Source organism: Azospirillum sp. TSO5 (genome assembly GCF_003116065.1).
Classification (GTDB): Bacteria; Pseudomonadota; Alphaproteobacteria; order Azospirillales; family Azospirillaceae; genus Azospirillum.
This window is the reverse complement of the sequence record NZ_LGQY01000115.1, coordinates 1-16,910: the sequence shown is the minus strand read 5'-3', so window position 1 is coordinate 16,910 and position 16,910 is coordinate 1. Positions and strand designations below refer to the sequence as shown.

The following is a 16,910-nucleotide window of genomic DNA, read 5'->3' as shown; positions in this document are numbered from 1 at the left end:
ACAGGGACGGTTTGTTAACCATGTCGCGAAAGAGCTTGACGAATTTTATATGGTTACGAAAGTGTTAACGTGGCTGGGCTGGTGACAAGAAAAGGTCGAAGCGGAAGCCATGCAGCACCCCCATTGGGAACGGACGGTCACGCCCGTGCTGCCCCTCGTTTGAGACGGCTGGGCAGAAGCTCCCCCGATTGATCGAGCACCGGATAGGCGGCGGCGACCAGATGGGCGTTGATCCGGCGCAGGTCGCGCAGGATGTCCAGATGAAGGGCGCTGGTCTCGACGCTTTCCTTGCGGCCGGCGCGCAGGCGGGCGAAATGCGCCTCGGTGGCGCTGGTCTCCAGATCGCGGATTACCTCCTTCTCGTGGATCAGCGCGCGGGCGGACCGGACATCGCCCGACACGAAGACGGCGGCGGCCAGACGCTGGGTCTCGCTCAGCCGTTCCAGCATGCCGGCGATCTCGGCCGCCCCCTCGGTGGAAAAGCGCAGCCTGCGCCGGATCTTCTTGGAGGCCGCCTCCATCAGGTTGCGGTCGACGATGTCGCCGACATGCTCCAGATTGATGGTGAAGGTCAGCACGTCGGACACCCGGCGGGCGTCGCGTTCGTCCAGATCCTCGACATTGATCTGGGTGAGGTAGCGCTTGATGGCGTCGTGCAGCCGGTCCAGCACATCGTCCATCCGTCGGATCTCCTGCACCCGCTTGCGGTCGTCGGTCTGGATCACGTCCAGCGCGCCGCGCAACATGCTGTCCACCGTGTCGGCCATGCGCAACGCCTCGCGCGACGCGTTGGCGATGGCGAGGTGGGGGACGCGCAGGGCGCTGCGGTCGAGATAGAGCGGCATCGCCGGATCGGCGACCGCCACCCGTTCCGGGAACATCCGCGTCAGCATCCGCGCGAACCAGGGAAGCGGTCCGATGAACAGCCCGGCCATCGCCAGATTGAAGGCGAGGTGGAAGTTGGCCGCCAGCCGCGCGGCATCCGGCGACACCGCCTGCAAGCCGGTGGTGATCGGTCCCAGCAGCGGCACGACGATGAGGCAGCCGACGAGCCGGTTGATGAGGTTGCCCACCGGCAACCGCCTTGCCGCCGGGTTGCGGCCGTCGCCGCCGGGTCCCTCCACCACCGGATTGACGGCGCTGCCCAGATTGGCGCCGACGACCATGGCGACCGCCGCCTCCGGCCCGATCACCCCGCCGCCGGCCAGCGAGGCGATCAGCAGGATGGCGGCGACGCTGGAATGGGCGGCCCAGGACAGCAGCGCCGCCAGCATCACAGCCACCACCGGATCGGCGGTCAGCATCGCCAGCATTCGCCGCAGCATCGGCGCGTTCTCCGCCGGAGCGATGGTCGCCAGCAGCAAATGCAGCGACAGCAGCATCAGACCAAGCCCGATGGCGACCCGGCCCAGGTCGCGGCTGCGCGTCCGCGCCCCGCGGCGGAAGGCGATGAAGCCGCCCAGCAGCAGGACCGGCGCCACATGGGCGACGTCGAAGGCAAGGATCTGGACAATCAGGGTGGAGCCGACATTGGCGCCCAGCATCACCGCCAGCGCCGGCATCAGCGACACCAGCCCGGTGGCGGTGAAGCCGGTCGCCATCAGGCCGGTGGCGGTGCTGCTCTGCAGCAGCATGGTGATGCCCATGCCGGACAGGAAGGCGGTCCAGCGGTTGCGCAGACCGGCCCCCAGGATGCGGCGCAAGTCGCCGCCGAGCGCGCGGGTCAGCCCGCTTTGCACCATGTGCAGCCCCCACAGGAGCAGCACGACATTCCCGGCCAGTTCCAGCAGCACCCGCGTCGCCTGCATCGCACCCCCTCTGTCGGGTCGGGGATGCGATCAAGCGGCACCCCTAACTGAAGTGTGGGGAGTGCTGATTGTTACGACAATATGACAGTTGGGTGACGGCGGAGGTGGAAAGGTGGCGATGACGCCCCCTCTCCCTCAATCCCCGCTTACTCAGACGTTGAAGCGGAAGTGGAAGATGTCGCCGTCCTGGACGACGTATTCCTTGCCTTCCTGGCGCATCTTGCCGGCGTCCTTCGCCCCCTGCTCGCCACCCAGCGTGACGAAGCTGGTGTAGTCGATGGTCTCGGCGCGGATGAAGCCGCGCTCGAAATCGGTGTGGATGACGCCGGCGGCCTCGGGAGCCTTGGCGTTGCGGCGCACGGTCCAGGCCCGCGTCTCCTTCGGGCCGACGGTGAAGAAGGTGATCAGGTCCAGCAGCTTGAAGCCGGCACGGATCAGCTTGTTCAGGCCGGTTTCCTCCAGCCCCATCGACTCAAGGAATTCAGCCTTCTCGGCCGGATCGGAGAGCTGGGCGACCTCGGACTCGATGGCGGCGGAAATGACGACGACCTCGGCATTCTCGGCCTTGGCCTTTTCCGCGACCTTGGCGGAGAATTCATTGCCGGTCGCCGCCGACGCCTCTTCCACGTTGCAGACGTAGAGCACCGGCTTGTCGGTCAGCAGCATGAACTGCTTGAACACCGGCCGCTCGTCGTCCGACAGCTCGACCACGCGGGCGGGCTTGCCGTCCTGCAGCACCTTCAGGGCGCGCTCCATCAGGTCGGCCTTGATCTTGCTGTCCTTGTCGCCGCCCTTGGCCTTCTTCTGCAGGCTGGTCAGCTGGCGTTCCAGGCTTTCCATGTCGGCGAGCATCAGCTCGGTCTCGACCACCTCGGCGTCGCGCAGCGGATCGACATTGCCCTCGACATGGGTGATGTCGTCGTCCTCGAAGCAGCGCAGCACATGGACGATGGCGTCGACCTCGCGGATGTTGGCGAGGAACTGGTTGCCCAGCCCTTCACCCTTCGACGCGCCGCGGATCAGACCGGCGATGTCCACGAACTCCAGCTGGGTCGGGACGACCTTCTGCGACTTGGCGATTTCCGCCAGCTTGTCCTGCCGCGGGTCGGGCACGCCGACGCGACCGACGTTCGGCTCCTTGGTGCAGAAGGGGAAATTCGCCGCCTCCGCCGCCTGGGTGGCGGTCAGCGCGTTGAAAAGGGTCGACTTGCCGACGTTCGGCAGGCCGACGATGCCGCAATTGAAGCCCATGGGTGGGTGCTCGCCGTCGGAAATTCTGGAATTGAGGCGCTTTATCCTACGATGGGGGACAAAGCGCAAACGCGAAGTGGGGGAAGGCGTCCGTCAGTCAGAAAGCGATCGCGTCCGCGGTCTTCACATCCACCCGGCAATCACCTGCCCCGAAGCCGTCGAGCGTCGCATTGTGGTGGGCGATGATCTGATCGAAGCGCAGGCCGCCGCGGTCGGCGGTGGCGTGCCCGTCGGCGATCAGCGTCACGTCATAGCCGAGCGAGACCGCGCGCCGGACGGTGGTGTCGACGCAGAATTGCGTCATGCAGCCGCCGACTACGATGTGGTCCACGCCGTGGGCCTCCAACTGCTCCTCAAGGTCGGTCGCGAAGAAGGAGTCGCACTCGGATTTGTGGACGACCACGTCGCCGTCCTGCGGAGCGACCTCGGAGCGGATCTCCCACCCCTCCGTCCCGACGGCCAGACGGTGGCCCTCGATGCCGTCATTCTGGACCAGGATGACCGGGACGCCGGCCGCCCGCGCCCGCTCCTTGATAGTCCGCAGACGGCTCACGGTCGCGTCGAGCGCCCTGTCGATTTCGGGTTGACGATCCGATGTACCGCAGCCGGCGACGATGGCATTCTGAACGTCGATGATCACCAGACCGAGCATCTGCGCCTCACTTGCCTTGGGTTGCCACCGTCACCTTGTTCATGAACAGCTCCGGCTGTCCATCAACAATCAATGGCAGGTTGTCGGACACGGCGTCGAGCAGCGGATCGATCCAGCTCTGGTCGGCCTTGGCGAAGTCATGCAGCACATAGCCGCTGACCAGATCCTTGTTGCCGGGATGGCCGATGCCCAGGCGGATGCGCCAGTATTCCTTGCCGATATGCGCGTCAATGGAGCGCAGGCCGTTGTGGCCGCCATGGCCGCCGCCCTTCTTCACCCGGATCTTTCCAGGAGGCAGGTCAAGCTCGTCATGGATGACGACGACGTTCTCGGGCTTCAGCTTGTAGAACTGCAGGGCCGCCACCACCGACTGGCCGGACAGGTTCATGAAGGTGGCGGGCTCCAGCGCCAGAACCTTGTCGCCGGCGACGGTGCCCTCGGCGGTCTGGCCTTGGAAACGCTTCTTCCACGGGGTGAAGCGATGGCGCTGGGCGATGGTCTCCACCGCCATGAAGCCGATGTTGTGGCGGTTGCGGGCATACTCGTTGCCGGGGTTGCCCAGTCCGACCAGAAGCAGCATGTCCCTCACCCTTTGGAAAGCATTCTCCACAAACGAAGCGGGGGGCCGAAGCCCCCCACCGTAACCATCTTCAAAGGTCGAACGCTCCTTATCAGGAAGCGGCGCCCTCTTCCGACTTCAGGCCCGACGGCGCAACGATGGTCGCGATGGTGAAATCGCGGTCGGTGATCGTCGAGGTCACACCCTCCGGCAGCTTGACCGAGGAGATGTGGATCGAATCGCCGACGTCGAAGCCTTCGCACGAGATGGTGATGTGCTCGGGGATGCTGTCGGCCGGGCAGCTCAGCTCCAGCTCGTGACGGACGATGTTCAGCACACCGCCGCGCTTCAGGCCGGCCGACTTGTCCTGGTCGACGAACTCGACCGGAACCTGCACGTTGGTGCGGGTGTCGCCGGACACGCGCAGGAAGTCGACATGCAGCGGGAAATCAGTCACCGGGTGGAACTGCACGTCGCGCGGCAGGACGCGGTGGGCGGTGCCGTCGACGGTCACTTCGAACAGGTGCGTGAAGAAGCCCGGCTGATGCAGGACGCGGGTGAACTCGAACTTCTCGAGCGAAATGGTCAGGGGAGCCTGCTTGCCACCATAGATGACGGCCGGAATACGGCCATCACGGCGGGTCTGGCGGGCGGTCCCCTTGCCGGCCCGTTCGCGCGTCTCAGCGCCGAGCGGAATGATCTTGGTCATGACGATGCTCCAAAACGAAAGGGCGCCGGCCTCCAGGGGTGCCGGCGCATGCGCGGGGTGCATACGGCAATCGGCCGGGCGCGTCAAGGAAAAGGGGGCGTTCCCGCAGAGCGACCGCCGCCAGGGCGCTTCCGCTCTCAAAAGGAGCCGAAAGCCGGCAAATTGGGCCTCACCAACGGTGGACGCGCGGCACTTGCGGTGTCATAGTGCGGCCCGCATTCGACCAGCCCCGTGTCCACGGGGCCAGACTCCGGAATTCGTGAGCGACGATGAGCGAGCCGATCTCCCTGTTCACCAAACTGGCGAACATCCACATCCGTTACGTCACGTGGCGTCGGGGCGCCAAGGTCGGCAGCGACCGCTTCGGCAACGTCTATTACCGCAACAAGGACGCCCAGCCCGGCACGCGCGAGCGCCGCTGGGTCCTGTATGCCGGTGAGCCCGATGCCTCCAAGATCCCGCCGGAATGGCATGGGTGGCTGCACCACACCACCAAGGAGCCGCTGCCCGAGGGGTCGAGCGCCTTCCACAAGCCGTGGCAGAAGGAACATCTGCCCAACATGTCGGGCTCGGTCCAGGCCTACCGTCCGCCCGGCCATGTGCTGGCCGGCGGGCAGCGCGTGCCGGCCACCGGCGATTACGAGCCTTGGACGCCGAGCTGATCCCTGCCGGGACTGACCATCACGTCGGAACGGAAAGCCCGGCCCCTTTCGGGCCGGGTTTCGATTCGGGAACTCGCAGCAGGATAGCTCTATGCGCCGGAATGTGATCGAAACCGTGCTGGGCGGCGTCGTGCTCGCCGTGGCCGCCGTGTTCCTTGCCTTCGCCTACAAAAGCGCCGACCTGCGCAAGGTGCAGGGCTATGACGTCACCGCCAACTTCAACAGCATCACCGGCCTGCAGAGCGGCGCCGATGTGCGCATCAGCGGCGTGAAGGTCGGCACGGTCACCGGACTGACGCTCGACCCCACCAGCTATCAGGCGGTCGTCCATCTGTCGGTCGACAATTCGGTGAAGCTGCCCAAGGACACCGCGGCGGTCATCGCATCAGAAAGCCTGTTGGGCGGCAAGTTCCTGTCGCTGGAGCCGGGCGGCGATCCCGACATGATCAAGCCGAATGGCAAGATCGAGTTCACGCAGAGCACCCCGGGTCTGGAACAGCTGCTTGGTCAGGTCATCTTCTCGCTGCAGAGCATGAGCAAGTCCGGCGACCAGGCGAATGGCCAGTCTTCCGGCGGTCAGCAGGGCCAGGCTCCCGGCCAGACGCCGGCCCAGCCGCCCAAGCTGTAATCACTCGACCCTGGGCGTGGCCGGAACCGACGGTCACGCTCAAGCGTTCCTCCTGCAATCCGGACGGCGACGCCCCCGGAATGCGAGGCAGGAGGAAATGCGATGCGTCTGACCCATTTGGCCGTGTTTGGCCTTGCCCTGGCAACTGCCGCCTGCGGCGCCGACATGGAAGAGAAATCGGCCACCGGCGGGCTTGGCGGCGCCGCGGCCGGCGCGGTGGTCGGCGGACCGGTGGGCGCCGTGGTCGGAGCCGCCGCGGGCGCCGGCGCCGGTGCGGCGACTCAGAAGATCGAAGACCGGAACGGGACCCAGAGCGGGTCCGGCGCCACCTACAGCGCCCCCGCCTCGCGCAGCACCGTCACGCGCTGAAACACCCGATCCGCACAACGCACCCCGCACAACACACCCCAGCGCCCCCCGCCACTGGACGCTGACCCCGCTTCCGGGATAGAAGGCGGAGCGCCCCGGCAGAGGTCCCCTGATTGGCTGGGTCCTGCCGCGGAGCGCCGTCCGCAATTACGGAAGCGATCCGACGTGACGAGACTTCTCCGATTTTTCCCGCTGGCGGCCGCCCTGCTGGCAACCGCGTCCGTCCAGGCCGCTCCGGTCCCGAGCCAGATGATCGAGCGGCCGGCGGCCAAGCTGCAATGGCTGGACAAGGTGACCGCCCGCACCTCCACCTTCACCATGAAGGTCGGAGAGACCAAGGCGATGAGCAGCCTGCGCATCACGCTGCGCGCCTGCCGCGAGAACCCGCCGATCGAAACGCCGGAATCGGCCGCTTTTCTGGAAGTGACGGAAATCAAGCCCGGCGAGCAGGCGGAACCGGTCTTTAGCGGCTGGATGTTCGCCTCCAGCCCCGCCCTGTCGGCGATGGAGAACCCGATCTACGACGTGTGGGTTCTGGGCTGCGAGCAACAATAGGCACGGCGCCAGCCCCCATCCAACCGCCCACGCTCTCGTGGGAACGGCTGGATGGGACTGGGCTTACTTACTCCGCCACTGCCGCGATGGGATTGCCCAGCGCCTTGTCCAGATAGTCGTCCACCTGGATCGCCAGATCGTCGGTGCGGTTGACGAAGAAGTGGCTGGCGCCGGGGACGACGCGGTGGTCGATGCGAATGTCCTTCTGGTGCGACAGCTTGGTCACCAGCTTGGTCACCGCGGCCTGGGGCACCACCTCGTCCTTGTCGCCATGGATGATCAGGCCCGAGGACGGGCACGGCGCCAGGAAGGAGAAGTCGAACAGGTTGGCCGGCGGCGAGACCGAGACGAAGCCGTCGATCTCCGGACGGCGCATCAGCAACTGCATGCCGATCCAGGCGCCGAAGGACACGCCGCCGATCCAGCAGAGCGGCGCGTTGGGGTTGTAGGTCTGCAGCCAGTCGAGCGCCGCCGCCGCATCGGCCAGTTCGCCCTCCCCCTTGTCATAGGTGCCCTGGCTGCGCCCGACGCCGCGGAAGTTGAAGCGGAGAGCCGAATAGCCGCGCTTGGTGAAGGACTGGAACAGGGTGAAGACCACCTTGTTGTTCATCGTCCCATTGTGCTGCGGGTGCGGGTGCAACAGCAGCGCAACCGGGGCGTTCGGCTGCTTGCCGTGGGTGTAACGGCCTTCCAGGCGACCGGCGGGACCGTTGAAGAGCACTTCAGGCATGGGAACGACGTTCCTGACGCGGACAAAGGGTTGTTGGGACCACCGCGACGACCGGCCGGATTTTCATCCGGCAAACCGCCCCGGCACACAGGCCGTCGGGCCCGTCACGGATTTTCCCGTCTTGGAGTGGGGTTTTCCGCACACAATTCTTGACCGTTTTGCTTGGTCATCATATATGCGTCGTAACGTCCTCCGGGACAACCCGCCTGACCCGCCCGATCGGCCCCAGCGCCTGCTGGACCGATCGATAAGTCCGGGTCCCTGCCGGCCGGAACCCGAATGGGTCCGAACCGGAAAGGTCCTGAACCGCGAGGGTCCGACAGGCCGAAGCCGGGCGCGGGCGGCCGATGAGAGCGGCGGACTATACCACGGCGGGTGATGGCGTGTTCAAGCATCTTCGCGAAGAGATCGATGGGATCATGGCGCGGGACCCCGCCGCCCGCTCCCGGCTGGAGGTGGCGCTCTGCTACCCCGGCTTGCATGCCATCGTGCTCCACCGCATCGCCCGGCGCGCCCGTGACGCCGGCTGGCACACGACCGCCCGGCTGATCTCCCAGATCGCCCGCTCGCTGACCGGCATCGAAATCCATCCCGGCGCCACCATCGGTCGCCGCTTCTTCATCGACCATGGCATGGGCGTGGTGATCGGCGAGACGGCGGAAATCGGCGACGACGTCATGCTCTATCATGGGGTGACGCTGGGCGGCACCTCGCTCGATACCGGCAAGCGCCACCCGACGCTGGGCGACGGCGTCATCGTCGGCGCCGGCGCCAAGATCCTGGGCGCCATCACCATCGGCCGCGGGGCGCGCATCGGCGCCAACGCAGTGGTGGTGGCCGACGTGCCCGCCGACACCGCGGTGGTCGGCATCCCGGCCAAGCCGGTCATTCCGCGCGACCGCGCGGAAACCCGGAAATTCATGCCCTACGGCACCCCCTGCGGCGAGATTCCCGATCCGGTCGCCCGCGCGCTGACCGGCCTGCTCGATCAGGTGACGGCGCTGCAGGCCCGTGTCGGAGAGCTGGAAGCGGACCGCCCGTCTGCCGCCCTCCCCCGATCAACACCCACACCGCTAGAGACGGTGGCGTCCCACAATGGCGGGATGCACGAAGCGCAAGGAGAATCGCGATGAGACTCAGCACCAAGGGCCGCTATGCCGTGATGGCGATGGTCGATCTGGCCGCCACCAGCCAGGGCAGCCCGGTCGCGCTGGCGGACATCGCGGAGCGGCAGGAAATCTCGCTGTCCTATCTGGAGCAGCTGTTCGCCAAGCTGCGCAAGGGCGGTCTGGTCAAGAGCGTGCGCGGCCCCGGCGGCGGCTATCTGCTGGCCCATCCGGCCGACGCCACCCGCGTCTCCGACATCATCCTGGCGGTGGACGAACCGATCCGCACCACCCGCTGCGCCAACGGCACGCCGCAGGGCTGCCGAACCAACCGCTCGCGCTGCCTGACCCACGATCTGTGGGAGGAACTGGGCAACCAGATCCATATGTATCTCAGCTCGGTCACCATCGCCGACGTGGTGGAGCGGCGGATCATCGGCACCAGCGGCCTGAACCTGCTGCGCCCGGCCCCGGCCGCCGACAGCACGGCCGTCGCCGCCGCAGAGTGACGCCGCCGGATGAGATTGGCCTTCGCAGTTGAGCGTGCCTGAAAAGTGACCGCCCCGTTCGTCGCCCCCTTCCGTCGGACCGGTGTCTATCTCGACCACAACGCCACCGCTCCGCTGAAACCGGAGGTCAAGGCGGCGATGGGTCAGGCGATGGACCTGGTCGGCAACCCGTCCTCCGTTCACGCCTTCGGCCGCAGCGCCCGCCGGGCGGTGGAGGAGGCGCGCGCCGCCGTGGCCGCCCTGGCCGGCGTGAAGCCGGCGCAGGTGCTGTTCACCGGCAGCGGGACGGAGGCGAACAACTTCGCGCTGCGCGGCTTCCCCGGCCGCCGGCCGCTGACCTCCGCCATCGAACATGAGTCGGTGCTGGCAGCCTGCCCCGATGCGGAGCGCTTCGGCGTGACCCGCGACGGCGTCGCCGACCTTGAGGGCCTGGAACGCCGCTTGGTCGGTGCGGACGGTCCGGCTCTGGTCTCGCTGATGCTGGTCAACAACGAGACCGGGGTGATCCAGCCGGTGGCCGAGGCCGCCGGGATCGCGCATGCTCATGGGGCGCTGGTCCATTGCGACGCGGTGCAGGCCGCCGGGCGGCTGCCGCTGTCCCTGCCCGACCTCGGCGTCGACCTGATGACGCTGTCGGCCCACAAGCTGGGCGGTCCGACCGGCGTCGGTGCCCTGATCCTGGCTGAAGGGCTGGAGCCCGACGCGCTGATCCGCGGCGGCGGGCAGGAACGGCGCAAGCGGGCCGGCACCGAGAACCTGCTGGGCATCGTCGGCTTCGGCGCCGCCGCAAGGCTGGCGCGGGAGGGGTTGGCGGAGGCCGCCGACCTCGCGGCCCTGCGCGACCGGCTGGAACGCGAGGCGCTGGCCGCCGTACCGCACGCCCGGGTGATGGGGGGCGGTGCGGCGCGGGTCGCCAACACCAGTTGCCTGATGCTGCCCGGTCTGCCCGGCGAGACCCAGGTGATGACGTTGGACCTCGCCGGGGTGGCGGTGAGCGCCGGATCGGCCTGTTCCAGCGGCAAGGTGAAGCCGTCCCATGTGTTGGCGGCGATGGGCGAGGACGACCGGTCCGCCGCCAGCGCCATCCGTGTCAGCCTGGGCTGGACCAGCGACGACGAGGCGGTCGATCGTTTTCTGACGGCCTGGACCGCAATGGCGCGGCGAAGCGCGTCCGCGGATGGCTGAGTTCCGCTGTCGCCCGCCTGCCGCCCGCCATGCCTGCGCGACCATCTGTCCCCCGCCCGGAAAGTCCGCATTCGCGCATTGCGCCGGCTGCGGCTTATGGGTATGACCCCGCGGAAGGCCCGCCGGCTTGCAGTGGCGGCCTGATGTCGGGGTATCGATCCTATCGGCCGATCCTTTCGGCGTTTTGACGGACTGTGCGCATGACCCGTTCCAAATCAGGCCCGCCCGGCAACAGCAGCGGCGGAATTTCCGGCGCCATCGCCGGCGATCTGGAGCCCTGCGGCACCTGCGGCCGCTCGGTGGCGCCGCGCGCCCTGTTCTGCCACGCCTGCGGCGCGGCCCAGCCGCCGCGGCCGCTCGACCCCTTCACCCGGTTGGGGCTGGAACGCCGCTTCGACATTGATCTGGAGCAGTTGTCGAAGCAGCATGCCGGCTTTACCCGCGCCATGGACCCGGATCGCTTCGCCACCCGCGGACCGCGCCAGCAGGCCAACGCCAAGGCCCAGATCAATGCCCTGCGCGACGCCTATGAGGTGCTGCGCGATCCCATCCGCCGCGCCCATGCGCTGCTGGCCCTGATGGGCGGCACGCCGGCCGTCGGCGACGAAGACGGCAATGGGGACGAAGAGATCGCCGACCTCGCCACCCGGCTGTCCCGTGCCGACGATGCGCTGGAACTTGACCGCATAGGGCTGGACCTCAGCCAGCGGGTCGAGGCCTGCATCAAGTATCTCACCCCTGCCTTCCGCAAGGCGCAGACGGCCGCCAGCCCCGACAGCCCGCCGGCCTCCGACGGCGCCGCCCGCATCCTGGCCCGGCTGGAACGGCTGGAGGCGCTGGCCGCCGAGGTCCGCGACCGCCGCGCCGCCCTGACACCGCCGCGGCCCTGATCCGCTTTTCCCTTACAATCACCCTCTAAACCGCCCCCTAAATCGCTAGGCAACCTTAAAGGAACGAGGACCCCATGCCCAAGATGACCTTCATCGAGCCCGATGGCACCCGCCGCGAGGTGGACGCCCCGCTCGGCCTGTCCGTGCTGGAGATCGCGCACAAGAACAGCCTGGACCTGGAAGGCGCCTGCGAGGGCTCGCTGGCCTGCTCCACCTGCCATGTCGTGATCGAGCCGGAATGGTTCGACGTCCTGCCGGACGCGCAGGAGGACGAGGAGGACATGCTGGACCTCGCCTTCGGCCTGACCAAGACCTCGCGCCTGGGCTGCCAGATCATCATGACCGAAGAGCTGGACGGCCTGATCGTCCGCCTGCCGGGCGGCAGCAACAACGCGATGAAGTGACGGTCCAGGGGAACCCTGTTCCGGCCGCCGGGCCCCGCGTCGCGCGATGCGGCGCCCGGCGGCCTTCTTTCCCTGCCGTTCCCCCGTACCCGCCCTGCTTTCCTACCTTTTCCGGGCGCCTGCCCGCCCCATATAGGGCGCCATGAACTCCCTCGGTCTTTCCAAGCGCCCCCAGGATACCCGCGTCGTCGTCGCGATGTCCGGCGGGGTGGATTCCTCCGTCACCGCCGCCGTGCTGCGGGAGGAGGGCTATGACGTCGTCGGCATCACGCTGCAGCTTTACGACCACGGCCTCGCCCTGCAGAAGCCGGGCGCCTGCTGCGCCGGCCAGGACATCTACGACGCCCGTCAGGTCGCCGACCGCATCGGCATCCCGCATTACGTCCTGGATTACGAGGGCCGCTTCAGCCAGGACGTGATGGACGATTTCGCCGACAGCTATCTGCGCGGCGAGACGCCGATCCCCTGCGTGCGCTGCAACCAGCGCGTCAAGTTCCGCGACCTGCTGAACACCGCCCGCGACCTGGGCGCCGACGCGCTCGCCACCGGCCACTACGTCCGCCGCATCGCCGGCCCGCAGGGTGCCGAACTGCACCGCGCCGTCGATCCCGCCAAGGACCAGAGCTATTTCCTGTTCGCCACCACGCGCGAGCAGCTGGAGTTCCTGCGTTTCCCGCTCGGTGGCCTGACCAAGCCGGAGACCCGCGCATTGGCCGAGCGCCACGGGCTGGAGGTAGCGGCCAAGCCCGACAGCCAGGACATCTGCTTCGTCCCCAACGGCAATTACGCCGAGGTGGTGGCGAAGCTGCGCCCCGGCTCGGTCGAGCCCGGCGACATCGTCCATGTCGACGGCCGGGTGCTGGGCCGCCACAAGGGCGTCGTCCACTACACGGTCGGCCAGCGCAAGGGGCTGGGCATCGGCGGCATCCGCGGCCAGGAGGAGGAGGCGCTCTACGTCGTCCGCCTGGAGCCCGCCCGCCGCCGCGTCGTCGTCGGCCCGCGCCGCGACCTCGCCCGCTCGCTGGTGATGGTGCGCGACGTGAACTGGCTGGGTCCTGATCTGGTCGAGGGTGCCGGCATCGAGGTGTCGGTGAAGCTCCGCTCCGCCCAGCCCGCCGCCCCTGCTCTATGGCGCGCCGGCCCCGACGGCACCGCGCGGGTCGAGTTGCTGGAGGCCCAGCACGGCATCGCTCCCGGTCAGGCCTGCGTCGTCTATCAGCGCGACCGCGTGCTGGGCGGCGGCTGGATTTCCGGCACGGCGGGAGGTGTGGCCGAGGGTGTGGAGGTTGGTGAAACGGCAGCCTGAATCAGGGGGTTATGCGGGTTTTTGCCGACCGGCCGAAAAAAATCGCACCCCCTGAAAATTCCGCGTTGACAGGCCAAGTCGCCCTATCCTATATAGCGGCTCCCGGCGGCAACGACGGGACACGATGGTAGCCAACGGCGGCGGAAACGCCAACAACGGCGCTCACGATGGCAGCGTAGCTCAGTGGTAGAGCAGGGGAATCATAATCCCTTGGTCGGGGGTTCAAATCCCTCCGCTGCTACCATCAAAGAAAACCCCCTGATTTCCGGAAGGAAGTCAGGGGGTTTTTCTTTGCGCATCGTCCACATGATGCAGCGTCGATCGCGGTTCGACGATTGCGAGGCCCCCGGCGTTGCCCTCCCCTACCCCTGTATCGACTTCGGCAGCGCGATCTGCGGTTCGACCTCCACGCGATTGCGGCCGGCGTTCTTGGCGCGGTAGAGGGCGGCGTCGGCGCGGGCCAGCAGCGGTTCGATGCCGGTGTCGGGGCCGGTCAGCCAGCTCAGGCCAAGGCTGACGGTCAGGTACAGTTCACCGCCGTCCTCCAGCTTCACCGGTTGGGCGGCGATCGCCTGGCGCAGGCGCTGGGCGGCGGCGAAGGCGTTTACCGGCGGGGTTTCCGGCATCACCACGGCGAACTCCTCGCCACCCAGGCGGCCGATGATGTCGCAAGCGCGCATAGTGTCCTTGCAGGCGCGCACCGTGCTGCGGATCGCCTCGTCGCCGGTGGCGTGGCCGTGGGTGTCGTTGACCCGCTTGAAGTGGTCGATGTCCAGCATCACCACCGACAGCGGACGCTCGTATCGTCGCGAGCGGGTAAACTCTTCAGCCCCCCTTTCCAGGAAGCGGCGGCGGTTCATGGCGCCGGTCAGGGCGTCGGTGGTCGCCAGCCGTTCCAGGTCGCGCTGCATCGCCACGACGCGCGAGGCCGCCAGCAGGCGCGCCGCCGTCCACTTCCAGTCCAGGGGCTTGCGCAGGAATTCGTCGGCGCCGGCCTCCACCAGTTCGTGGAACTGGTCGGTCATGCTGCCGGGGATCATTAGGATCAAGTACAGGTGGCGAAGCCCCTGGGCGGTGCGCAGGTGCCAGCACAGCTCGATGCCGGTCATGTCGGCCAGACGGATGTCGGCCATCACCACGTCGAACCGCTCATTCGCCACCGCTTCGATGGCGGCGGCCCCGCTGTGGACCACGCTGGTGGCGTAGCCGAGCTTGTTCAGCTCATACACCATCATGGTCAGGTGGCGCGGTGAATCGTCGACGATCAGAATCCGCAACTCGAAAGCTCCCGGCGATCCTTGCCCGTTTATGGAGCATGAGGCCCAGGTTGTGCAAATGTCCTTAACGTCATGTCGCAGAACAATAACGAAAAGCCGGGGTCATACGCCGGTATGCCGGCAGCCGTGGCTGGGGTCAGACGGCAGCGCGGTCTGATGCTTTTGCACATGTTGCCTATCGGGCCGGCCGGTTGGTACTGTTCCATATAAATATGTTCGCGGGACAAGCGGACGATGACTGCGGGAGGCACGACCATGGACAGCGCGCGCGCGGCCCACATCGATGAACTCGTCCGTGTCTCCACTGGCCGTGTCTCCGCCGGCTTGCGGTCCGCCCGCGACCCGATCATCGAAAGCTCCTGGCGCCGCTGCGTCGCCGACCACAAGCTGGACCCCACCGTCGGGCGCGAGCCGCACATCCTGCCGCAGGAACGGCTGCGCGAGCATCGCGACGCCATGGACGAGTTCCTCCGCATGGCCCGCTTCGGGCTGGAGGCGCTGTACCGGCAGGTGGCCGGCATGGGCTATGTCCTGCTGCTGACCGACAGCAACGGCGTCACGGTGGACTTCATCGGCGACCCGACCTTCGACAACCATCTGCGCCGGGCCGGGCTGTATCTGGGGGCGGACTGGAACGAGGGCCATGCCGGCACCTGTGCGGTCGGCACCTGCATCGCCACCGCCCAGGCGCTGACCGTCCACCAGACCGACCATTTCGACTCCACCCACATCCCGCTGACCTGCACCGCGGCACCCGTCTTCGACAGCGGCGGCGAACTGGCCGCCGTGTTGGACATCTCCGCCCTGCATTCGCCGGAGCCGAAGATCAGCCAATATCTGGCGCTGCAGATGGTGCGCGCCTATGTCCACAAGATCGAAACAGCCAATCTCTACAACAACTTCCGCCGCGACTGGGTGGTGAAGCTGTCGGCGTCGCAGGAATTCGCGGAGGTCGATCCCGACTTCGTCCTGGCGCTGGACGGCGGCGGGCGGGTGGTTGGCTTCAACCACAAGGCCCGCGACCTGCTGGTGGAGGATGGGGTGTCGCCGCTCGGCCGCTCCTTCGCCGAGCTGTTCGATTGCGAGGTGGACGATCTGGTCCATTTCGTCCGTTCGCTGCCGACCGAACAGCGAACGCTGCGCCTGCGCCGCACCGGCCTGCCGCTGTTCGCCCAGGCGATGCCGCCGCCTGCCGTGTCATTGCCGCGCAGCCATGCGCCGGACCATGGCGGCGACACGCTGCCGGAGCCGCTGCGGGTGGTGTCCGGCGGCGATCCGGCGCTGAAGGCGGTGCTGACGCGCGCGGCCAAGCTGGTCAACACCCGCATGAGCCTGCTGATCCATGGCGAGACCGGCACCGGCAAGGAGCATCTGGCCAAGGCCCTGCACAAGGCCAGCATCCGCCGCAACAAGCCCTTCGTCGCCATCAACTGCGCCGCACTGCCGGAAAATCTGATTGAGAGCGAGTTGTTCGGCTACGAGCCGGGCTCCTTCACCGGGGCGACGGCGCGCGGCAAGAAGGGGCTGATCCTGGAGGCCGATGGCGGCACCCTGTTCCTGGACGAGATCGGCGACATGCCGCTGTCGTCGCAGACCCGCCTGTTGCGCGTGCTGGCCGAGCGGGAGGTGACGCCGATCGGCCGGACCAAGGCGGTTTCGGTGGATGTCCGCGTCATCGGCGCCACCCACCGCGATCTGGTGGAACTGGTCAAGGCCGGCAAATTCCGCGACGACTTGTACTTTCGTCTCAACGGCGCGGTGTTCACCGTGCCGCCCCTGCGCCAGCGCGGTGACCTGGAGTGGCTGATCGAGCGGCTGCTGGCCGAGCGGACGGAGCGCGACGGCATCGGCTACCGGCTGACCCCGGCGGCGCTGGCGGCTCTGCGGGGCCACGGCTGGCCGGGCAATGTGCGGGAACTGGTGAATGCGCTCGACTATGCCTGCGCGGTCAGTGACGGCGGGCTGATCGACCTCGACGACATTCCGGAGCCGGTGCAGCACAGCGGCCTGTTCCAGGCGTGGCCGGCGGAGGTAACGCAGACGGTGGTGACGGAGGAGGACCCCGCCGCCCGGCTGCGCGAGACGCTGCGGCGGCACCATTGGAACGTGTCGGCGACCGCAAGGGCGATGGGGGTCGACCGCTCGACCATCCATCGGCAGATGCACCGCTTCGGCATCGTGGCGCCGCATCGGGCGGAGTGAGGCTGAGTCTGTGCGCGACGTGCTGCTGCGGTTGCCCCCTCCCCATCCCTTGTATGTTGAGTTTGGCTTATAGTGTCTCCGACGGATCGAGCTGCTGGGGGTGGCCAC

At 67.6% G+C, this 16,910-nt stretch carries 18 protein-coding genes and 1 tRNA gene; 12 read left to right on the top strand and 7 right to left on the bottom strand.

Annotated features, from left to right (window positions below; genetic code table 11):
* Window positions 1-137: 137 nt before the first annotated feature.
* The 5 genes from TSO5_RS25100 to TSO5_RS25080 all read right to left on the bottom strand — a co-directional run bounded on the left by TSO5_RS25100 (window position 138) and on the right by TSO5_RS25080 (window position 4,979).
* A complete protein-coding gene (locus tag TSO5_RS25100; protein WP_109154184.1) occupies window positions 138-1,808 on the bottom strand; it encodes a Na/Pi cotransporter family protein in 1,671 nt (556 codons plus the stop codon).
* 150 nt (window positions 1,809-1,958) lie between these two features.
* Complete coding sequence (gene ychF / locus TSO5_RS25095) at window positions 1,959-3,059, bottom strand: redox-regulated ATPase YchF (RefSeq protein WP_109154183.1); 1,101 nt, start codon at window positions 3,057-3,059, stop codon at window positions 1,959-1,961.
* A 97-nt stretch (window positions 3,060-3,156) separates the two neighbouring features.
* Window positions 3,157-3,711 carry a cysteine hydrolase family protein gene (locus TSO5_RS25090; RefSeq protein WP_109154182.1) on the bottom strand — a complete coding sequence of 185 codons (555 nt, stop codon included), beginning with the start codon at window positions 3,709-3,711 and terminating at the stop codon, window positions 3,157-3,159.
* A 7-nt stretch (window positions 3,712-3,718) separates the two neighbouring features.
* Complete coding sequence (gene pth / locus TSO5_RS25085) at window positions 3,719-4,291, bottom strand: aminoacyl-tRNA hydrolase (RefSeq protein WP_109154181.1); 573 nt, start codon at window positions 4,289-4,291, stop codon at window positions 3,719-3,721.
* Window positions 4,292-4,382: 91 nt separating this feature from the next.
* A complete protein-coding gene (locus TSO5_RS25080) occupies window positions 4,383-4,979 on the bottom strand; it encodes a 50S ribosomal protein L25/general stress protein Ctc (protein ID WP_109073914.1) in 597 nt (198 codons plus the stop codon).
* 269 nt (window positions 4,980-5,248) lie between these two features.
* Between TSO5_RS25080 and TSO5_RS25075 the strand changes: the two genes are divergently transcribed.
* The 4 genes from TSO5_RS25075 (at window position 5,249) to TSO5_RS25060 (ending at window position 7,193) form a co-directional block, all read left to right on the top strand.
* Window positions 5,249-5,641, top strand: coding sequence for an NADH:ubiquinone oxidoreductase subunit NDUFA12 (locus TSO5_RS25075; RefSeq protein ID WP_109073915.1), 393 nt, complete (start codon window positions 5,249-5,251; stop codon window positions 5,639-5,641).
* 91 nt (window positions 5,642-5,732) lie between these two features.
* A complete protein-coding gene (mlaD, locus tag TSO5_RS25070; protein ID WP_109154180.1) occupies window positions 5,733-6,269 on the top strand; it encodes an outer membrane lipid asymmetry maintenance protein MlaD in 537 nt (178 codons plus the stop codon).
* Window positions 6,270-6,371: 102 nt separating this feature from the next.
* On the top strand, window positions 6,372-6,638 hold the full coding sequence (locus tag TSO5_RS25065; protein WP_109154179.1) for a hypothetical protein: 267 nt from the start codon (window positions 6,372-6,374) through the stop codon (window positions 6,636-6,638).
* 165 nt (window positions 6,639-6,803) lie between these two features.
* Complete coding sequence (locus tag TSO5_RS25060) at window positions 6,804-7,193, top strand: DUF2155 domain-containing protein (RefSeq protein ID WP_109154178.1); 390 nt, start codon at window positions 6,804-6,806, stop codon at window positions 7,191-7,193.
* 67 nt (window positions 7,194-7,260) lie between these two features.
* Here TSO5_RS25060 and TSO5_RS25055 read toward each other — a convergent pair whose 3' ends face one another.
* Entirely contained in the window at window positions 7,261-7,923 is a 663-nt protein-coding gene (locus TSO5_RS25055) for an alpha/beta hydrolase (protein ID WP_109073919.1), read from the bottom strand.
* Window positions 7,924-8,270: 347 nt separating this feature from the next.
* Between TSO5_RS25055 and epsC the strand changes: the two genes are divergently transcribed.
* From epsC to TSO5_RS25020, 7 genes are all read left to right on the top strand, one after another.
* Window positions 8,271-9,056, top strand: coding sequence for a serine O-acetyltransferase EpsC (gene epsC / locus TSO5_RS25050; protein ID WP_109154177.1), 786 nt, complete (start codon window positions 8,271-8,273; stop codon window positions 9,054-9,056).
* Window positions 9,053-9,538, top strand: coding sequence for an Rrf2 family transcriptional regulator (locus tag TSO5_RS25045; RefSeq protein WP_109154176.1), 486 nt, complete (start codon window positions 9,053-9,055; stop codon window positions 9,536-9,538). The genes epsC and TSO5_RS25045 overlap by 4 nt, the downstream gene beginning before the upstream one ends.
* Before the next feature lie 45 nt (window positions 9,539-9,583).
* Window positions 9,584-10,723, top strand: coding sequence for a cysteine desulfurase family protein (locus tag TSO5_RS25040; protein ID WP_109154175.1), 1,140 nt, complete (start codon window positions 9,584-9,586; stop codon window positions 10,721-10,723).
* Between the two features lie 200 nt (window positions 10,724-10,923).
* On the top strand, window positions 10,924-11,613 hold the full coding sequence (locus TSO5_RS25035) for a molecular chaperone DnaJ (RefSeq protein ID WP_109154174.1): 690 nt from the start codon (window positions 10,924-10,926) through the stop codon (window positions 11,611-11,613).
* Window positions 11,614-11,687: 74 nt separating this feature from the next.
* Window positions 11,688-12,017: a ferredoxin family 2Fe-2S iron-sulfur cluster binding protein gene (locus tag TSO5_RS25030; protein WP_109154173.1), complete on the top strand. Its 330-nt coding sequence runs from the start codon at window positions 11,688-11,690 to the stop codon at window positions 12,015-12,017.
* 142 nt (window positions 12,018-12,159) lie between these two features.
* Window positions 12,160-13,323, top strand: coding sequence for a tRNA 2-thiouridine(34) synthase MnmA (gene mnmA, locus TSO5_RS25025; RefSeq protein ID WP_109154172.1), 1,164 nt, complete (start codon window positions 12,160-12,162; stop codon window positions 13,321-13,323).
* 169 nt (window positions 13,324-13,492) lie between these two features.
* A tRNA-Met gene (locus TSO5_RS25020) sits at window positions 13,493-13,567 on the top strand.
* A gap of 118 nt (window positions 13,568-13,685) precedes the next feature.
* Here TSO5_RS25020 and TSO5_RS25015 read toward each other — a convergent pair.
* The gene (locus tag TSO5_RS25015) at window positions 13,686-14,600 is read right to left on the bottom strand and encodes a diguanylate cyclase (RefSeq protein WP_109154171.1); all 915 of its coding nucleotides are present in this window, start codon (window positions 14,598-14,600) and stop codon (window positions 13,686-13,688) included.
* A gap of 255 nt (window positions 14,601-14,855) precedes the next feature.
* Between TSO5_RS25015 and TSO5_RS25010 the strand changes: the two genes are divergently transcribed.
* Window positions 14,856-16,802, top strand: a complete 1,947-nt coding sequence (locus TSO5_RS25010; RefSeq protein WP_109154170.1) for a sigma-54-dependent Fis family transcriptional regulator — start codon at window positions 14,856-14,858, stop codon at window positions 16,800-16,802.
* The last annotated feature ends 108 nt before the right edge of the window (window positions 16,803-16,910 follow it).